This is a genomic window from Pseudomonas sp. KCJK8993, from assembly GCF_046230915.1.
In the GTDB taxonomy this organism is placed as follows: domain Bacteria; phylum Pseudomonadota; class Gammaproteobacteria; order Pseudomonadales; family Pseudomonadaceae; genus Aquipseudomonas; species Aquipseudomonas piscis.
The window spans coordinates 30,917-47,323 of sequence record NZ_JBJJLO010000043.1; the positions used below are offsets into that span (position 1 = coordinate 30,917).

The following is a 16,407-nucleotide window of genomic DNA, read 5'->3' on the forward strand; positions in this document are numbered from 1 at the left end:
AACTATGCTCCATACGCCGAGTTCGGGTGTCCGGCGAACAGGTCCATGATGAGGGGAAAAGGATGATCCCGTTGGGTTGCGGATGTGGACGTGGATCGGCGAGCGCTGCCGCATGATTACGCCCTGTACACGGATCAATCGCCGGGTACTCATCGTCGACGATACCCGGTCGATCCACGACGACTTCGCCAAGATCCTGTGCAACGCGCCGCAGGGCCCTCTGGATGCAGCCGAGGCCCTGCTGTTCGGCCCATCGGGCAACAGGCCCGCGCAGTGCTTCGAAATGGATTCGGCGTTCCAGGGGCAGGAAGCCCTGGTAAAGCTCGAGGCCGCGCTCGCCGCGGGCAGGCCCTACGCCATGGCTTTCATCGACATGCGCATGCCGCCGGGCTGGGATGGCCTGGAAACCATTGCCAGGCTGTGGCAAGCCGATCCGAAACTGCAAGTAGCGCTTTGTACCGCCTATTCGGACTATTCCTGGGAAGACATCGACCAGCGGCTGGCGCTGGGCGACCGTCTGCTGATCTTGAAGAAACCCTTTGACGCCATCGAGATCCGGCAAATGGCCAACACCCTCACGGTGAAATGGCAAATGACCGAGGATGCCGCGCTCAAGATGGAAGAACTGGAACAAGCGGTAAGCGAACGTACCAGGGAGCTGTCCAACGCCAACATCATCGTGCAGAACAGCCCGACGATTCTCTACCGGCTGCGCGGCGAGCCATCGTTTCCCCTGATGTATATCTCCCACAACATCACCCGCTACGGCCATCGCGCCAGCAACCTGGTGGGCGCGGCCGACTGGGCCCAAGCCCTGATCCACCCGGATGACCAGCCCAATGTCGATGCCGCCATGGCCCGGGTCCTCGACCGCCACGCCCAGGGCTCCTCGATCGAATTTCGCCTGCGTACCGGACAAGGCGACTGGCGCTGGGTCGAGAACCGTTATGTCCCGGTCCGCGACCTGGATGGCCGGCTCCTGGAGATCGAGGGCATCATCCTCGACATCACCGAACGCCGGCAGGCCGAAGAAAAGATGGCACTACTGGCCCGTACCGATGCGCTCACGGGCCTGGTCAACCGCGCCACCCTGATCGAGCGCCTGCACCAGGCATTCGCCGCGGCCCGGCGTGGTGCGCCAGCCTTCGCGGTGTTCTACCTGGACCTGGATCACTTCAAGCGGATCAACGACACCCTGGGCCATCCGGTGGGCGACCAGCTGTTGCAGGAAGTATCCCGCCGCATCCGCTATACCGTGCGGGAAAACGATGTGGTGGCGCGCCTGGGTGGCGATGAGTTCGCCATCTTGCAACTGGACGTCGGCGATCCGACCCAGTCGGCCGCCATGGCCGGCAATATCCTCGATGCGCTGCAGGCTCCCTACAGCTTGTCCGGTAATTCCGTGCACATCTCGGCCAGTCTCGGCATCAGCAGCTACACCCCTTCCAGCCTCGACGCCGACAGCCTGTTGAGCCAGGCCGACATGGCGCTGTACCGGGCCAAGGAACTGGGCCGCAACCAGTATCATTTCCACTCCCATGCCATTACTCAGGAAGTGGCCGAGCGCATGGTCATCGCCAGTGAACTACTCGTGGCGCTCGAAGGCGATGAATTGGAGCTGCAATATGCACCGGAACTGGACATGCACGATGGCAGGGTCCTGGGCATGGAGGCACAAGTCATCTGGAAACACCCGCGGCGAGGCCTGCTGCGTGCCATTGACTTCGTACCGGTGGCGGAAAGGACCGGAACCATCATTGCCCTGGGACGCTGGATCCTGGATCACGCCTGTCAGCAACTGCACAGGTGGTCCGCCGAGGGGCTGACACCACCTGTCATGGCGCTCAAGATCTCCCTGGCCCAGCTCAAGAGCGGGCCCGAGCTCATCTACGATGTATTGCGTACCACCGCGCGATGGGGGATCGCGCCCTGGGACCTGCGCTTCGATGTCACCGAAGCGACCCTGGCCCAGACCAAGTGGTCCCATAACGATGTATTGCCAAGACTGCGCGAACTGGGGGTCAGGATCGCCATCGCCGACTTCGGCACCGAATATTCTTCGTTCGACTACCTGAGGACCTATCGGGTCAATCATCTCAAGCTCGGCCATGGGTTCATCAATGGTGCCGCCCAAGACCCGGGCTACGCCAATACCTTGCGGGCCATCGTCAATTTCGCCCGGGACCTGGACATCGGCATCATCGCCGAAGGAGCTCCCCCTTCGCCTCAGCAACCAGCCGCGCCTGCCCCAAGCCTGTTGCCCAGCGTACAGAGCCTGTATTTCAGCGAGGCGGTCAGCCCGCAGCAAGCCATCCTGTTGCTCAAGGAAAAAAACAAGGTAGCGCCGCTCCCACAGGAGGATGAGGAATGAAGGTACCTTTCCCCCCATCCAACCGCCGCATCTTGATCGTCGACGACACCCCGCGGATCCATGAGGACTTTCGCAAGATCCTTTGCCCGGACGCCATTCCCCAGGCGTCCATGGTCAGTCTGGAACGAGAACTGTTCGGCACCCGCCCGCCGGCGCCCCTCGCGTTCGAACTGGACTCGGCCTACCAAGGCCAGGAGGCCTTGAACCTGGTTGAGCAGGCGGTAGCGCAGGGACGGCCATACGCCCTGGCCTTCACCGACATGCGCATGCCTCCTGGCTGGGACGGCCTGGAAACCGTCGAACGACTGTGGCAAGCCGATCCGGACCTGCAGATCGCCTTGTGCACGGCCTATTCGGACTATTCCTGGGAGACCATGGCCCAACGCCTGGCGTTCGGCGATCGGTTGCTGATCCTGAAGAAGCCTTTCGACAGCCTGGAGATTCGCCAGATGGCCAGCGCCCTGACCTGGAAATGGCAGATGGCACAGGATGCCCGGCAGAAGCTGGACGACCTGCAACGAACCATCGAAGAACGGGTTGCCGAACTGCTCAGGGTCTCGCACCTGTTGCATTACGACCTGCTCACCGGGCTGCCGTCGAGCGTCCTGCTGGGCGACCGCCTGGGCCAGGCCATGGCCCGCGCCCGGCGCTATGAGCAGGAACTGGCGGTGATGTTCCTTGGCCTGGACCGTTTCAAGCGGATCAACAATGCCCTGGGCTATCCGGCGGGCGATGAACTGCTGCAAAGGATCGCCCAGTGCCTGCAACATGGCATGCGTGAATCGGACTCGGTATTCCGCTATGGCTCCGATGAGTTCGTGGTATTGATCTGCGCCCTGCAACCGACCCATTTACACAACGTCGCCCAGAAGATCCTGGCCCTGGTCAACCAGCCCCACGAGATCGCCGGACACGAACTGCGAGTCACCACCAGCCTGGGTATCAGCCTCTACCCAGGGGATGGCCAGGAAACCCTGGCCCTGATCAAGCAAGCCGAAATGGCCATGCGCAACAGCAAGGATCAAGCGCTGGGCGGCTACGCATTCTTCACCGAGGACATGACCCTCCGCGCGCGTGAACAACAGCGCCTGGAATCGGGTATTCGCCTGGCCCTGGAACAGGGGGAATTCCAGCTGCACTACCAGCCCAAGGTCCATCTGGACTCCGGTGAAGTGGTGGGCGCCGAAGCGCTGATCCGCTGGTACGACACGCGGCAGGGCTGGATCAGTCCCGCGCAATTCATTCCAGTGGCCGAGGACTGCGGCCTGATCAATCGCATCAGCCATTGGGTATTGGGCGAGGCCATCGGCCAGGCCCGCGCCTGGCAACGGGCAGGCCTGGAGCGCATCCGGCTGTCGGTGAACCTGTCGGCCAGCGACTTCCGGCGGCCACACCTGCTCGAGCACATCCGGGTACTGCTCGATGACAGCGGGCTGGACCCGGCATGGCTGGAGCTGGAGATCACCGAAGGCGTGCTGATGCAGAATGTCGATACGACCCTGGCCACCCTGCAAGCCATCAAGGCCATGGGGATACGTCTGGCCATCGATGATTTCGGCACCGGTTATTCAAGCCTGAGCTACCTGCGCAAGTTTCCAGTGGATGTGCTCAAGATCGACCAATCCTTCGTCCAGGGCTTGAGCCACGAACCCCGCGACGCGGCCCTGGTCGGCGCCGTCATCAACCTCGGGCGCAGCCTGAACCTGAACGTCATCGCCGAAGGGGTGGAAACCGCACAGCAGCTGGCGTACCTCCAGCAACAAGGCTGCGAGGAAGGCCAGGGCTACTATTTCAGCAAGGCCCTGCCGGCCGAAGATTTTGCCCGTTTACTCGACAACCGGGCGTTGCGCCCATGGATGGCCGGTCATGCCCAGTGAATGCCTGCCGGCCAGCCGCCGGTACTTCGTCCATACCGTGCTGGGCCTGCTGTTGGCCTGGGGCAGCCTGCCTGCCCTGGCCGCGCCCCTGGATGAACCTCTCAAGCCCCTGCCCCCGCCTCCCGACCTGGATCCCCAGCGGGTCGAACTGGGCCGCCGGTTGTTCAACGATCCGCGCCTGTCGGTGGATAACAGCCGTTCCTGCACCAGCTGCCATCGCCTGGACCTGGGTGGCACCGACAGACAGCCCAGGTCACCAGGCATCAAAGGCCAGTTCACCCGGGTCAATGCCCCAAGCGTGTTCAACGCTGCACTGAACTTCCGCCAGTTCTGGGATGGCCGTGCCGAAACCCTCGAGGAGCAGATCGACGGCGTGCTGCAAAGTCCCATCGAGATGGGCAACAACTGGGAGGGCCTGCTGCAGACCCTGGACCAGGCCCCGGAATATCGCCAAGCCTTCGCCCAGCTCTATCCGGATGCCCTCACCGCGGCCAACGTGCGCAACGCCCTGGCCACTTACGAGCGGACCTTGCTGAGCCGCAACTCACGCTTCGACCAGTACCTGCTGGGCAATACCGACATCCTCAGCCTGGAGGAGAAATATGGCTACCAGCGCTTCAAGGACTATGGCTGCATCGCTTGCCACCAAGGGGTGAATATCGGGGGCAATATGTTCCAGAAGTTCGGTGTGATGGGCGACTATTTCGGCGCTCGGGGCTCGCCCACCGACGCTGACCTGGGACGCTTTTTGGTCACTGGCGACGAGCAGGACCGCAATGTCTTCAAGGTTCCCAGCCTGCGTAACGTGGCAGTCACTGCGCCATACTTCCACGACGGTTCGGCCCAGACCCTGGAACAGGCCGTGGAAGTGATGTTCAAGTACCAGCTGGGGCGCCCGCCAAACCCCCTGGATACCAGCCTGATCGTCAAGTTCCTCAAGACCCTGACCGGCGAATGGGAAGGCAAGCCCCTATGAAAGCATCTCGCCGCCTGCCCACTACATTGCTGATCCTGCTGGCCGGGACACTGGTCACGGCGCTCGGGTTCTTCTACCTGAAGATGGTGACGGACCCATCGACCAACTACACCCTGTCCCGGGACTTGGTCGGGCACATCAAGCAGTTGAACGCCCAATGGGAAACCGAAGTGCTCAAGGCACGGATCGCCATCACCCACAACTACGATCCACTGGTGTCTCCGGTGCAACAGATCAACCAGCTCTGGAGCCAGTTCGATCAGGTCTCCAAACAGCCACACAGCAACCTGCAAGCCTGGCAAACCAGCCAGGAAGCGTTTCTCCAGGCCTTCCGGGAAAAGGCCGAACTGGTTGAACGCTTCAAGTCGCACAACTCGATACTGCGCAACTCCCTGGCCTTCCTGCCCAGTGCCGAGGATGACATCCAGCGGCAACTGTCCGACCTGGATGACCAGCAACGGATACCCCAGCAGAACATCGCGATCGACACCTATGACTTGCTGCTCAGCAGCCTCGAGTTCGCCCAGGTCTCCAGCGACGACAAGGCGGCGGACATCCTGGTGGGCCTGAACAAGCTGGCGGTGAACAAGGCACGCCTGCCCGAGGCGATGTACGATCCGGTGGAAATCCTCAGCAACCACGTCTCGGTCATCCTGCGGGAACAGCCGATCGTCAACGATTTGCTCGAGCGGATCACCTCGATCCCGGTAGCCGAACGCCTGGATGACATCACCGTGTTGCTCAACAGCGACCAGTTGCAGGCGGATATACAAGACCAGAAGGCCCATCGGTACCTGCTGGTGTTCTCGGTGCTCCTGGTGTTGTTGATCCTGTACCTGGCCCTGCGCCTGATACGCAGCTATGCCGTGATCAGCCGGGTCAACACCGACTTGCAGAGCGCCAACGAACATCTGGAGCAGCGGGTCGAGGAACGTACCCGGGAGCTCAAGGAAACCCAGAGCGAACTGCTGGATACCGCACGCCAGGCCGGCATGGCGGAGATCGCTACCAATGTATTGCACAACGTCGGCAACGTGCTCAACAGCGTCAATATCTCCAGCGAGATCCTCAGCCGCAAGCTGCGTAGCAGCAAGGCCCTGGGACTGGGCAAGGCCATGCAACTGGTCAACCAGCACAGCGACGACCTGGGGCGTTTCTTCTGTGAAGACGAAAAAGGCAAGATGCTTCCCGGCTACCTCAACCAATTGGTGGTAGCCATTGCCGACGAACAGCAGAGCATGGGCGAGGAACTGGCCCAGCTCAGCCGCAGTGTCGACCACATCAAGGAAATCGTCGCCACCCAGCAGTCCTACGCCGGGGCCTCGCGCCTGGTCGAGCCCCTGCGGGTAGCCGACCTGATGGACGATGCCCTGCGGATGAATTCCGGCGCCCTGACTCGTCACCAGGTCACGGTGATCCGCGACTATGCCGATGTGCCGCCGATCATGGGCGACAAGCATCGCCTGTTGCTCATCCTGATCAACCTGATCAGCAATGCGAAGTACGCCATGTCCAGCCTGGACGAACACTCGCGCAAACTGACCCTGAGCGCCCACGTGGTCGATGGGCGGACTTTGCGTATCCGGGTCAAGGATGAAGGCGAAGGCATCACCGCGCAGAACCTGACCAAGATCTTCGTTCATGGTTTCACCACTCGCAAGGAAGGCCACGGCTTCGGCCTGCACAGCTGTGCCCTGGCCGCGATAGAGATGAATGGGCAACTGAGCGTACACAGCGATGGCCCGGGGACCGGCGCCACCTTCACCCTGGACATCCCCCTGATCAGTGCCGAGGGCCAATAATGGACGACTTGACCAACCGCCGTATCCTGCTCATCGACGATACCCCGTCGATCCATGAGGACTTTCGCAAGATCCTCACTCCCGCGCCGGCTACGAACGACGCCCTGGACGACCTCGAAAGCCAGTTGTTCGGCAGCCAGGGCAAGAGCCGCCAGCAGGCCTTCGAACTGGAATCGGCCTATGGTGGCCAGGAGGGCCTGGACAAGCTTTGCCGAGCCATGGAGCAGCAGCGGCCCTATGCCCTGGCCTTCGTCGACATGCGCATGCCCCAGGGCTGGGACGGGGCGCAGACCATCGAACAGCTCTGGCTGCGCGACCAGCGCCTGCAAGTGGTGGTCTGCACCGCCTATTCCGACTATTCCTGGGAAGAATTGCTGGAACGCCTGCAAGGCTACGACCGGCTGCTGATCCTGAAGAAACCATTCGACAATATCGAAGTCCAGCAACTGGCCAGCACCCTGACCCGCAAATGGGAAATGACTGCCCGGGCGCAGTTGCAAATGGATCATCTGGAACATCTGGTGCAACAGCGCACCGAGGACCTGGAACGGGCCGGGGCGGCGCTGCGCCAGGAGATCGACGAACGCAAGCAGCTGGAAAACCAACTGGTGCAATCCGAGAAACTGGCGTCCCTGGGCCAGCTCGCCGCTGGGGTCGCCCACGAAATCAATAACCCCATTGGCTTCGTTTCATCCAACCTGGGCAGCCTGGCCGGATACCTCGAACAGATCGACCAGATGCTCGAGGCCTACCGGCAAAGCGAAGAGGCCATCGCCGACGGGGCCCTGCGCCAGCGCCTGGGCAGCCTGCGCGACAGCATCGAACTGGATTTCCTTCGCCAGGACATCCCGCAGTTGATCAAGGAGTCCAAGGAAGGCATCGGCCGGGTGGAGCAGATCGTCAAGGACCTGAAGAACTTCTCCCGCGTCGACACCGACCAGCAGTGGCAACTGGCGAATCTGCAACAAGGTATCGACTCGACCTTGAACATCGTCGCCAACGAGATCAAGTACAAGGCCGATGTGATCAAGGAGTACCAACCCTTGCCGGACATCGAGTGTCTGCCCTCGCAGCTCAACCAGGTGGTGATGAACCTGGTGGTCAACGCCGCCCAGGCCATCGGTCCGGAACGCGGCACCATCACCCTGCGCACCGGCGTCGAGGACCAGTGGGTCTGGCTGGAGGTCAGCGACAGTGGCTCCGGCATCGACGAGCAACACCTGCAGAAGATCTTCGACCCCTTCTTCACCACCAAGCCCATCGGCCAGGGCACCGGGCTGGGGCTATCGCTGTCCTACGGCATCGTCAAGAAACACGGGGGGCGGATCACCGTCCACAGCCAGCCGGGCCACGGCAGCACTTTCCGCGTGGTCCTGCCGGTGCGCCAGGGCGTTGCCGCCGATCCGGCCTGACCCCTCGCAGACGGCCCGCCGCCTGGCACCCTGACGAACTGGCCCGCCAGCGCGTCCCTGCGGCTCCCGCGCGGCGTTCGACGAAGCTCGCGCTTGCCTAGAGACGATAGGCAGTATCTTTCACGGGGCTGGCAGCCACATTGCACGGATGGACAGAGGTCGGCGGAACGCCCGGATGAACCCGGGCGCCGCTGGCGCGAGGGAGGAGAAGCTGGATGGCTCAGCTGCGTTGGACGGCGACTACCGGCAACTGTTCGACCCCGTGGTAGATGGCCAGGCCCTGGCGCCGCGCCTGCTCGAGCATGGCATCGCAACCGGCCGATGGCCCGCCGATCCGCAACACCGCGTCGCAGCGCTGCAACAGGCGTGCGGCATAGGCATGGAACTGCGCTTCGTAGACTTCATCGCCCACTGCCGTGGAACCGGCCAGGCGCGTCATGGGCAGGGCCACCCACTCCCCCAGCAGCGGGAAATGCCCGGCGGCCAGGACCTGCGCCGCACACTGCTCCATGGCCTCGACGTTGCGCGCCAGCAGCGCCGGATCGTCCCCGGTGCCGGAACGGTAAGGACCGGCCACCAGCACCATCAGGCTGCGGGGCTTGAGCACATGCAGCTGCAGGTATTGCAGGAGCATGATGGTCTTGCCGTCGGCGATCTCCCCGCTGTGGATCATGCCCAGGGCCTGGTCGATATCCAGTTCCAGGACTTCGATGTCCTCGCCTTCGTGCTCCAGGCCGCCGCCGTCGTCGATCCGGTCCTCGGCCTGGTAGCGGGCAATGAAGAAATGCACGCGCTCGGTCACCGAGCCGGGGCTCATGAAGGCGTCGAAGACCTTCTGCACCTCATCGACCCGGTAGCCGGTTTCCTCCTCGGCTTCCTGGCGGATGCGCACCTCGGGGCTGGCGTTGTCCAGCAGCCCGGCGGCGGTCTCGATCAGGTAGCCGTCGTGATCGTTGACATAGGCCGGCATGCGGAACTGCCGGGTCAGCAGCACCGTGCGCCGCTCCAGGTTGTACAAGAGGATGGTGGCGCCGTTACCGCGGTCATAGACCTCGCGGGTCTGGGCCTGCCAGCTGCCGTCGCGGCGGCGCAGTTCGAAGCTGTACTTCTTCAGCACATACCAGTTGTCGGAGAGGGTCTGCTCGCCGGTGATGCGGATCGTGGCCTTGCTCATGGCTGCTCCTGCAGATCAAGTGGGGTGGCGGGAAAGCCGGCCAGCTGGTCGAGCAAGTGCTGGCGATAATCGGCGCTGAAGGCAAAGCCGCCGCCGACCTGGAGCAACTGGCCACCGGCCATCCGCGCGCGCCACCAGGCGTCGATGAAGTCCGGGGCGTAACCGCCGGTGCCGAAGCCCTTGGCGAAGGCGATCATCTCGCGGTAGTCCTGCAGGTACTGCTGCTTGCCGATGACCCCGTGGCGCTCCTGGTACAGCCAGAACTGCAGGTCGTACAGCAGTTGCGACAAGGGGTCGGCATGCAGGGCGAAGTAGCGCTTGTCCTGGACGATGCCCAGGGCGATGTGGCGGATGCGCGGGCCCAGGTCCGGCACCTGGGCGAAGTGCTCCAGCAGCTCGGCCAGCATTGGCGAGAATTCGGCATTGGCCACCTTGTGCAGGTCATCCAGGTAGTCCTGCTCGGAGGTGTCGTAGACCTCCCAGGACACCAGGCCACGGACGAAGGCCTCGAAATTCGGGGCCAGGACGGTCACCTCGTAGTCGCCTTCCTGGTCCACGTGCACCACCCGCGGCTCGCCTTGGGGGCCGCACTCGCGGTAGTCCAGGGCCACCATGTCGTGCCCGGCGGACGGGCAGTCGCAGATGTAGATCCCCAGATCCGGATAGCCCCAGTCCTCGATCATGAAACGGCTGCCGGAAGGTCCGCCCAGACTGTCGCCACCCTCACGGGCGATGGCCAGGAACGAGTCGATCGCACAATGATCCTCGGCCCAGGAGGTGCCCTGCTCCACCGGGAAACAGGTGAGTTCGGGCCGCCCGCCATTGCGCAGGCGCATGAAGGCCACGTAGGAATCGGGGAAACGGTAGCCCAGTTCCTCTTGCAGTTCGGCGATCAGCTGGTCGCTGGGAGGTGGCAGGCGCTTGGCGGGATCATCCTGGCCCCAGAACTGGTCCAGGTCGATGTCATGGGGAAATTCGCTCATCCGGTGCTTCCGTTGCGGTTGGCGGGCCGCCTGGGCCCAAAGGTGCCCAGGCTACCGCAATCGGCCGCTACAGCCACCAGCGCAAGAGAAAAAAGAAGCCCATGCTCAGCAGCATGCTGAGCAAGGTATTGCGGGTGTAGATCACCAGCACGATGGCCACCAGCGAGCTCGACAGGTAGGGATTGTCCAGCCGCAGGTTCAACTGGTGCTCGGGCATGAATACGATCGGCCCGCAGATCGCGGTGAGCATGCCCGGCACGGCGAAACCGAGGAACTGCCGCGCATGGCTGCTCAAGCGCAGCGGCAGGCGCGGTTCGAGGAACACGTAGCGGTTGAGGAAGACCAGCAGGCCCATGCCGAAAATCACTGCCCAGACCATCATGCGCGCCCCCGATACAGCTTGTTGCAGACAAACCCCGCGGTCATGCCCGCCAGGCCCGAGATCACCAGGGCCGAGCCCCATTGCCAGTAGCTCAACAGCACCGAGCAGCACAACGACACCGCGACGCAGACCACGGTCGGCACATTGCGCACCAGGGGGGTGATCAAGGCGATGAAGGTGGCGGCGATGGAGAAGTCCAGCCCCAGGTGCTCCAGCCCCGGAATGCTCTTGCCGAGCACGATGCCCAGCAGGGTGAACAGGTTCCAGGCCACGTAGAAGGTCAGGCCCACGCCCAGGGCATACCAGCGATCGAACTGCTGCTTGTCGTGGGCGCTGGTGAGGGCGAACAGCTCGTCGGTGAGCAGAAAGCCCAGGCCCAGGCGCCAGCGTCCTGGCAACGGCGCGATCACCGACCGCATGCTCATGCCGTACAGCAGGTGCTGGGAGGTGAGCAGCAAGGTGGTCAGCAGGATCGAGAAGATCCCCGCCCCGCCCTTGAGCATGCCGATGGCCACCAGCTGCGCGGCACCGGCGAACACGATGCTCGACAGGCCCTGGCCCTGCAACGGCGTGAGATTGGCCTCGATAGCCATGGAACCGGCCAGCAAGCCCCAGGGCGCGGTGGCCAGGGACAAGGGCACGATGGCGATGGCGCCGCGGATGAAGGCGGCGCGCGGTAGAAGAATGCTGGACATGGAACCCCGCACGCAAAGGATGGACCCGGACTGTGCCAGCCGCTGCCGGTCCTGGCTTGAACGATCTTGCGCACTTGCGCCTGCTACAAGCCGGAGATGGAACGCCAGGCCGCGGCGGCCAAGTGCTCGCGGTACTCGCGGGGTCGCCCCTGGACCCGCCCGGACAACCAGGCCCGGCAATAGCTCTCGGCCTGGCCGATGATCAACGACGGTAGCAATTCGGCCGGGATGGCCGGCAAAGCGTCCGACGCCGAGCGGGCCTTGAGCCACTCCAGCAAGCGGCGGTTGCGCGTGCGGTTGCGCTCGGCCAGTTCCTGGCCGAAGGGCCCACGGGTCACGGCAAATCGCGCATGGAACTGGAACCGCGCCCACTCCGGCTGGGCGTCGACCCAATCCACATAGCTGTGCACCAGGGCCTGGACGCCCTGCTCCAGGGTCTGCGCCTGGGCCAGGTAGCGGTCGCGCAATTGCGCCTGGTCGTCCAGGGCGGTGAAGAACAGCGCGGCGACCAGGCCTTCCTTGTTAGTGAAATGGTGATAGATGGCGCCGACGCTGGTCTCGCATTCGGCACGAATCATCTCGATGGTGGTGGCCTCCAGGCCCAGGCGGTTGAAGCAGCCCAGGGCCCGATGGAGGATGGTGCGCTTGAGTTCGGCGCGACGGCCCGGGTAGCAGCGCTCCAGCAGATCGGCATCCGGCATGGGGAATCTGGCTCCTTGCAAGGTCAGTGGATAGGGCAGGCACGAGCCTAACAGGCCGTTCAAAAACTACCTGCGTTGCCATCGCTCGCCTACGTTTTTCAACGGCCTGCCAAGGCCCATAGCTTGACAGGTTTTCTTTTCACAGAATATTGTTCTTTTACAGAATATTATTCTGTAAACCCATTCTCTTGCGACAGCGAGGCATTTCCATGAGCCAGGTTCTCAGCATGTTCACCGCCGCCGGGGCGGAAAAATTCACCCAGATGGCCTGCCAGATGGCGCCCTACTTCTCCAGCATCACGCCCTTGATCGATGAATTGCAGGCCGGCCACTGCCAGGTGCGGGTGCCGTTTCGCCGGGAAATCACCAACCACCTGGGTACGGTGCACGCCATCGCCCTGTGCAATGCCGCCGAACTGGCGGCCGGGGTCATGACCGATGTGTCGATTCCCACCGGCGCGCGGTGGATCCCCAAGGGCATGACCGTGGCCTACCTGGCCAAGGCCAAGGGCGATATCCGGGCAGTGGCCGACGGCAGCGCGGTGGACTGGTCCAGCGCCGGGGACAAGGTGGTGGCGGTGACGGCCTTCGATGGCCAGGAGCAAGCGGTGTTCACCGCGCAGATCACCATGAACGTGAAGCTGGCCTGAGCCATGAACGACAACGCCCCTCACGATGGAGGGGCGTTGGGTGACGCGGGCAGTAGCGTTACAGCTGGACCAGCTTGTCGATCTTCACGTCCGGATCGACATCGGCTTCGTAGTCGACACCGTCGATCTCGAAACCGAACAGGCGCAGGAACTCCTGCTTGTAGCCGGCGAAGTCGGTCAGCTGGTACAGGTTCTCGCTGGTGACTTCGTCCCACAGCTGCTTCACGCGGTCCTGGACCTCAGGTTGCAGCTCCTTGTAGTCGGCGCGCAGGCGGCCTTCTTCGTCGATGATCGGGTTCGGGTTGTACAGGCTGTCCTTGTACAGGCCGTAGACCTGCTCGATGCAACCTTCGTGGCTGCCCTGCTCCTTCATCACCTTGAACAGCAGCGACAGGTACAGCGGCATGATCGGGATCGCCGAGCTGGCCTGGGTCACCACGGCCTTGAGCACCGACACCCGGGCATCGCCGCCCAGGTCCGAGAGTTCCTTGCGAATGCCGATGACCTTCTGGTCCAGGTCCTTCTTGGCTTCGCCGATGGAACCGTTCCAGTAGATGTCGTGGGTCAGCTTCTCGCCCAGGTAGGTGAAGGCGGTGGTCTTCGCGCCTTCGGCCAGGACGCCGGCTTCGTGCAGGGCGTCGATCCACATCTGCCAGTCTTCGCCACCCATGACCGCCACGGTGCCGTCGATCTCTTCCTGGGTTGCTGGTTGCAGGGTGGTTTCCTTGACGATTTCCTTGTCGGTGTCGACACCGCGCAGGGTCACGGACTTGCCCAGGGGCTTGAGGGTCGAGCTCAGCACTTCGCCGGTCTTGGGGTGGGTGCGGCGCGGGGCGGCCAGGCTGTAGACCACCAGGTCGATCTTGCCCAGGTCGCGCTTGATGGTCTCGATGGTTTCGGCCTTGACCGCATCGGAGAAGGCGTCGCCGTTGATGCTCTTGGCGTACAGGCCCTTTTCCTCGGCGAACTTGTGGAACGCCGCGCTGTTGTACCAGCCGGCGGTGCCCAGCTTGCCGTCGACGCTGCCGCGCTCGAAGAACACGCCCAGGGTATTGGCGCCACAGCCGAAGGCTGCAGTGATCCGCGCGGCCAGGCCGTAGCCGGTGGAAGCGCCGAGGACCAGTACGTTCTTCGGCCCTGCGTCGATGGCGCCCTGCTGGGTGACGTAATCGATCTGTTGCTTGACGTTGGCCTCACAGCCGACCGGGTGGGTCGTCACACAGATAAAGCCGCGAACGCGGGGTTTGATGACCATACAGATTCTCCCAATTTCAAATGTGCCAGGCGCCGATGACGGCGGCGGCGGTGTCACTTGCACAAGTCGTAGACGCTCTCGCGGGCTTCGCGTCACCAACCGCTGGAATTTGTCCGCCAGGACCGGGTGTCCCCGCCTGCCAGGGGCGAGACTCTAGCAGTTGCGCGAGCAGGCTTCAGCATCCCCGCGCGTAAATTCCAGGGCGCCGGGTCAGGGCATCATGTCCAGTGCCAGATGCTTGCCCTTGGTGCGTTCTTCGTACCACGCCTGCACCACGTCCGGCAGGCTGTGCTTCCACTCGGGTTCGGTGGTGTAGTAACGCACCCGCACCTCATCCTTGGGTCCCACCACCGCCAGCAGCGCGACCCACAGCTGCCCCTGGGCTCCACGCACGAAAATCGCCGCATTGGTATTGGCCAGCCCCTGCAGCCACATATCGGTGACCTCGGCGCCCTTGAGCTCGGCCGAGGTGTCCTGGGAGAACACCGAGCCGCTGTCGAGCAGGGTCTGGTAGTCCTTTTGCAGCAGTTTCCGAGCTCGCTGGTCCTCCTCCTCGGTACGCACCAGCGCGGTGGACAGCAAATCGTACTGATTCTCCAGGATCTGCTGGGAGGCCACGTAGAGCCCGTCGTAATACACCCCCGAACCGGCACCGCAGGCATAGGGGTCGCCCTCCTGGGTCACTTGCAACAGGCCGTTGCGCGGGGTGAAGCGCAACGTGCAGCCCTCGACGCCGTAGCGCGCTTCACCGTCCTTGAGCTGCAGCGCGCCTGCGAGCGCACCGGAATTGGCGCCACCCATGGCCGACAGGTCGAAGCTCAGACGATCTTCGCCGGTGCGCCGGATCACCAGCTCACCGCCATAGAACGGGCTGACCGAGACCCGCTGCCAGGTACCCTGCCAGTTGAACGGAATATTCACATAGCGCAGTACCATCAGGCGGCTCAGGTACTGGCTGCGCAGGCAGCCCAGGTCGGCCTGGCACTGGTCGCGCTGCTTGAGCCATTCACGCTGGCCCAGGCGCAGCGCCTTGGGGTCCTTGGCCTCGCCCAGGGTCGCCGTCCAGGCCTTGCCCAGGCGGCTGTCCAGCTTGGCGGTGTAAGCGTCGGCGCAGATGGCCTTTTCACTGGCGCTGGCGGCCTTGGCGCAGTCGAAACTGCTGGCTTGCACGCCCTGGGAACAGGCCAGGACCGCGAACAGCAAGCCAGAGGCTCGCAAGGGACGAACAAGGGGAGCGAACATGGGTCGATTCCATTCTGAAAAGGCGGCGCAAGAATAACTGCAGTGGCGTGTTTTCAGCGATATCCCGACGAAAAAAGCCCCGGGCATCGCCCTCTGAAGCCAGGCACAGAGCCAGCAGCGTTTATCGCGACAGGCGGCAACCAGTCGTACTAAGCTCTGCCTTTTGAACCTCCAAGGGCACTGCATGAAATGGATGCTGCAGGCACTGTTGCCGCTATTGAGCCTTGCGGCCCACGCTGGCGAGCTGCGCATGCTGACCGACAATCACCCGCCGCTGCACTTCCAGCAGGGCGAGCACATGGCAGGTTTCGCCGTCGACGTGGTGCAGGCCCTGGCGCAACGCAGCGGCGACCCTGTCCAGATCCAGCAACGGCCGATGCTGCGGGCCCTGCGCGATGCCAGCGAGGAAGCCGACACCGCCGTGTTCACCATTTTGCGCACGGCCGAGCGCGAAAACCGCTACCAGTGGGTCGGACCCTTGATGCAGACCGAGACCGCGCTCTACAGCCGCAGCAGCGACACCACGCCAGTGGCCAACCTGCAACAGACCCAGGGCCAGATCGCCGTGCCGCGCAAGTGGCTGGTCTACAGCGTCCTCCGGCAACAGGGCCTGGCCAACCTGTGGGGCGTGGACAGCCCGGAAATCATGATGCGCCTGTTGCAGATCGGCCGCGTGCAGTACGTGGTCGCCGACACCATGAGCGTCGGCACCTTCGCCGCCGAGCAAGGCATGGGGCTGGAACAGCTGCGCTACCAGATCCCGCTGATGCACCAGGATGCCTATATCGCCTTCTCGCCCAAGGTCGACCCGGCCCAGGTCGCCCGCTGGCAGCAGGCCCTGGAGGCGATGGAGCGCGATGGCAGCTTGCAACGGCTCAAGCAGCGCT

Annotated in this window: 14 protein-coding genes; 7 read left to right on the plus strand and 7 right to left on the minus strand. The window is 63.4% G+C overall.

All coding sequences use genetic code 11. The features are described 5' to 3' along the window. Positions 1–112: 112 nt before the first annotated feature. From ACK6AU_RS15715 to ACK6AU_RS15735, 5 genes are read left to right on the plus strand one after another with little or no spacing between them, the layout of a single operon-like run. Entirely contained in the window at positions 113–2,371 is a 2,259-nt protein-coding gene (locus ACK6AU_RS15715) for a diguanylate cyclase domain-containing protein (RefSeq protein ID WP_409299929.1), read from the plus strand. Then, entirely contained in the window at positions 2,368–4,248 is a 1,881-nt protein-coding gene (locus ACK6AU_RS15720; RefSeq protein WP_409299931.1) for a putative bifunctional diguanylate cyclase/phosphodiesterase, read from the plus strand. The genes ACK6AU_RS15715 and ACK6AU_RS15720 overlap by 4 nt, the downstream gene beginning before the upstream one ends. After that, positions 4,238–5,224, plus strand: a complete 987-nt coding sequence (locus tag ACK6AU_RS15725) for a cytochrome-c peroxidase (RefSeq protein WP_185701239.1) — start codon at positions 4,238–4,240, stop codon at positions 5,222–5,224. The genes ACK6AU_RS15720 and ACK6AU_RS15725 overlap by 11 nt, the downstream gene beginning before the upstream one ends. Then, on the plus strand, positions 5,221–7,026 hold the full coding sequence (locus ACK6AU_RS15730) for a DAHL domain-containing protein (protein WP_409299933.1): 1,806 nt from the start codon (positions 5,221–5,223) through the stop codon (positions 7,024–7,026). Before ACK6AU_RS15725 ends, ACK6AU_RS15730 begins: the two co-directional genes overlap by 4 nt. Further along, the gene (locus tag ACK6AU_RS15735; RefSeq protein ID WP_185701241.1) at positions 7,026–8,438 is read left to right on the plus strand and encodes an ATP-binding protein; all 1,413 of its coding nucleotides are present in this window, start codon (positions 7,026–7,028) and stop codon (positions 8,436–8,438) included. Before ACK6AU_RS15730 ends, ACK6AU_RS15735 begins: the two co-directional genes overlap by 1 nt. Before the next feature lie 220 nt (positions 8,439–8,658). Here ACK6AU_RS15735 and nudK read toward each other — a convergent pair whose 3' ends face one another. The 5 genes from nudK to ACK6AU_RS15760 form a co-directional block, all read right to left on the minus strand. Beyond that, the gene (nudK, locus tag ACK6AU_RS15740; RefSeq protein ID WP_409299936.1) at positions 8,659–9,612 is read right to left on the minus strand and encodes a GDP-mannose pyrophosphatase NudK; all 954 of its coding nucleotides are present in this window, start codon (positions 9,610–9,612) and stop codon (positions 8,659–8,661) included. Further along, complete coding sequence (locus ACK6AU_RS15745; RefSeq protein ID WP_185701243.1) at positions 9,609–10,595, minus strand: SMI1/KNR4 family protein; 987 nt, start codon at positions 10,593–10,595, stop codon at positions 9,609–9,611. Before ACK6AU_RS15745 ends, nudK begins: the two co-directional genes overlap by 4 nt. Before the next feature lie 67 nt (positions 10,596–10,662). Beyond that, positions 10,663–10,974, minus strand: coding sequence for an AzlD domain-containing protein (locus ACK6AU_RS15750; RefSeq protein ID WP_409299944.1), 312 nt, complete (start codon positions 10,972–10,974; stop codon positions 10,663–10,665). Continuing rightward, complete coding sequence (locus ACK6AU_RS15755) at positions 10,974–11,672, minus strand: AzlC family ABC transporter permease (RefSeq protein ID WP_185701245.1); 699 nt, start codon at positions 11,670–11,672, stop codon at positions 10,974–10,976. Before ACK6AU_RS15755 ends, ACK6AU_RS15750 begins: the two co-directional genes overlap by 1 nt. 83 nt (positions 11,673–11,755) lie before the next feature. Beyond that, a complete protein-coding gene (locus tag ACK6AU_RS15760) occupies positions 11,756–12,373 on the minus strand; it encodes a TetR/AcrR family transcriptional regulator (protein WP_185701246.1) in 618 nt (205 codons plus the stop codon). Between the two features lie 209 nt (positions 12,374–12,582). Between ACK6AU_RS15760 and ACK6AU_RS15765 the strand changes: the two genes are divergently transcribed. Continuing rightward, entirely contained in the window at positions 12,583–13,023 is a 441-nt protein-coding gene (locus ACK6AU_RS15765; protein ID WP_185701247.1) for a hotdog fold domain-containing protein, read from the plus strand. Between the two features lie 58 nt (positions 13,024–13,081). On the opposite strand, the gene fabV is transcribed toward ACK6AU_RS15765, so the two are convergent. After that, on the minus strand, positions 13,082–14,278 hold the full coding sequence (gene fabV / locus ACK6AU_RS15770; protein ID WP_124346661.1) for an enoyl-ACP reductase FabV: 1,197 nt from the start codon (positions 14,276–14,278) through the stop codon (positions 13,082–13,084). Between the two features lie 210 nt (positions 14,279–14,488). Continuing rightward, on the minus strand, positions 14,489–15,520 hold the full coding sequence (locus ACK6AU_RS15775) for a lysozyme inhibitor LprI family protein (protein WP_409299940.1): 1,032 nt from the start codon (positions 15,518–15,520) through the stop codon (positions 14,489–14,491). 184 nt (positions 15,521–15,704) lie between these two features. Between ACK6AU_RS15775 and ACK6AU_RS15780 the strand changes: the two genes are divergently transcribed. Next, the coding region (locus tag ACK6AU_RS15780) for a substrate-binding periplasmic protein (RefSeq protein WP_409299942.1) at positions 15,705–16,407 on the plus strand (703 nt) is incomplete at its 3' end.